Genomic DNA, 2581 nt, shown 5'->3' on the forward strand with positions numbered 1-2581 from the left:
CGGCTGGACCGAGCACCGCAGGTTGCCCGTAGCGCAGCGAAGGGACGCAGGAACCAGGGTCGCCTTTCTTTTGCTTACTTTTCTTTGGCGAAGCAAAGAAAAGTGAGTTGCATGCCGGGCAACCCCCGGCCAGCAACCCTCAGCAGAGAGCGCGAAAGCCGGAGCAAGAACCGGCAACTAAGCCGGTCCCTCGTAGCCGAGGGCGTTAAGAAACTCCCTCCGCCACCAATGCACATCGCGTTCCCGGATGGTCTTGAGCAGCTTCTGATGCCGCGCCTGCCGCTCCTCCAGCGGCATTTGAAGCGCACGCTGTACGGTGTCCGCGGTGCCGTCGGTATCGTAGGGATTGACCAGCAACGCGTCTTCCAGTTGCTCCGCAGCCCCCGCAAAGCGGGACAGCACCAGCACCCCGGGGTCGGCCGGGTCTTGTGCGGCGATGAATTCCTTGGCCACAAGGTTCATGCCGTCGCGCAGCGGCGTGACCAGCGCCACCCGCGCCACGCGGTACAAACCCGGCAGGCGCTTGCGCGCCACGTTGCGGTGGATGTAGCGAACGGGCATCCAGTCGAGCTCGCCGAAATTGCCGTTGATGGCGCCGCACAGGCTTTCCAGTTCCTGCAGCAGATCGGTGTAGGTGCCCATGTCCTCACGGCTGGGCGAGGCGATCTGGATCAGCGTGGCGCTGCGGAGATTTTCCGGGTACTTTTTGAGCAAGGTTTCAAACGTCCGCAGCCGCTGCGGCAAGCCTTTGGAATAGTCGAGCCGCTCGACACCCAGCAGCAGCTTGCGGCGTGAATACTCTTCCTTCATGCGTTCGTACATGTCGCGCGCATCCTGCGCGTGCGTGAGCGCCGCGAACTCGTCCACGTCTATGCCGATGGGAAAAGCGCCCGCCCGCACAGTGCGGTGAAAGGCCCTGAAGCGGTTGTCGCCCAGCGCCACCGCGCCGGCTTCGGCCTGCACATAGCGCGAGAAGTGCAGCAGGTCGTTCTCGCTCTGGAAGCCGACCAGGTCGTAGGCGAACAGCGCACGCATCAGCCATTCGTGCTGGGGAATGGCCGCCAGCACCTGCTGCGGCGGCAGCGGAATGTGCAGGAAAAATCCGATGCGGTTGTTGCAGCCCATGGCGCGCAATTCGGCCGCCATGGGGATCAGGTGGTAGTCGTGGATCCAGATGATGTCGTCGGGCTGCAGCAGGCTCATGAGCTTGTGCGCAAACAGCCGGTTCACGCGGCGGTAGGCCTCGATAAAGCCTGTGTCAAAACGCGCCAGGTCCAGCCGGTAATGAAACACCGGCCAGAGCACGCCGTTGCTGTAACCCAGGTAGTAGCCCGCATGGTCTTCGGCCGACAGGTCCACCGTGGCCAGCTTGATGTTGCCCGCCTGCTGCACATGCAGCTCGCCTTCTCCGGCGGCGCCGCCCTCAACGACCGTGCCGCTCCAGCCGAACCACAGCCCACCGGTAGCATTGAGTGCATCGCCCAGCGCTACGGCCAGTCCGCCAGCCGCAGCCTTGCGTGGATCCGCTACGCGGTTGGATACAACAACTAGCCGGCTCATGGCAAACGCCCCTCTTTACCAGCGGGGGCCGCGGAACTGGCTTTGTCGGGCCGCAGGCGCCGGCCCCCTGCGAGGGGGGGAGGTGCTACACGAAGTGAGCATCCGGCGGGGGTGTTCAAGTTCATACTTGAGATTCCCACGGGGTGGACAAGCGGACGGCAGCATTGATGATCCCCACCATCGAATACGTCTGCGGAAAATTCCCCCACATCTCGCCGGTCACGGGATGCGTGTCTTCCGAGAGCAGGCCCACATGGTTGCGCGCGGCCAGCATGGTGTTGAAAATCTCGCGCGCCTGCTCCTTGCGGCCTATGCGTGCCAGCGCGTCGATGCGCCAGAAGGTGCAGATGTTGAAGGCGGTTTCGGGCTTGCCGAAATCGTCCGGCGCCTCATAGCGGCGCATGTAGGGGCCGTCGCACRAATGGGTTTCCAGTGCGTCTACCGTGGCGACAAAGCGCGGGTCTTTGGGATCGATAAAGCCCACTTCAATCATCAGCAGCACGCTGGCGTCGAGGTCGCGCCCGCMAAAGCTTTCGGCAAAGGCCTGGCGTTCTTCGCTCCAGGATTCGCGCAGGATGCGTTCCTGCATCACTGCCGCATGGCCGCGCCAGTAGTCGGCCCGATCCTGCAGCTTGAGCACCAGCGCGATCTTGGCCAGCCGGTCGCAGGCGGCCCAGCACATCAGGGCCGACGACGTGTGGATGCGCGCGCGCGTGCGCAGCTCCCACATGCCGGCATCTGGCTTGTCGTAACTGTGCACGGCCTGCTCGCCAACTTCCTCGAGCCGCTTGAACTCGGCAATGCCGGCACGGTGCAGCAGGCGATGGTCGTGAAAAGCCTGGGCCGCGCCCAGCACCACATTGCCGTAGACGTCGTGCTGGAAATGCTCCTGCGCCTGGTTGCCCACGCGCACCGGTCCCATGCCGCGGTAGCCGCCCAGATGCAACATGGTGGATTCGGGCAGCTCGCGCTCCAGGCCTATGCCGTAGAGCGGCTGGATGTGCCCGCCCTTGGACTGCAC

General features: G+C 64.1%; 2 protein-coding genes. Both read right to left on the reverse strand.

What is annotated here, in order from left to right:
• Window positions 1–177 precede the first annotated feature (177 nt).
• On the reverse strand, window positions 178–1560 hold the full coding sequence (gene otsA, locus AC1D1P_RS20575; RefSeq protein ID WP_477668441.1) for an alpha,alpha-trehalose-phosphate synthase (UDP-forming): 1383 nt from the start codon (window positions 1558–1560) through the stop codon (window positions 178–180).
• A 121-nt stretch (window positions 1561–1681) separates the two neighbouring features.
• Window positions 1682–2581 (reverse strand): glycoside hydrolase family 15 protein (locus tag AC1D1P_RS20580; RefSeq protein ID WP_477674237.1); only part of this gene is annotated, 900 nt, incomplete at its 5' end.

The organism is Polaromonas sp. P1_E1_2, from assembly GCF_056406035.1.

Coding starts and splice junctions, on each gene's coding strand:
- otsA (WP_477668441.1), bottom strand. CDS start 1,560: ATGAGCCGGCTAGTTGTTGTATCCAACCGCGTAGCGGATCCACGCAAG.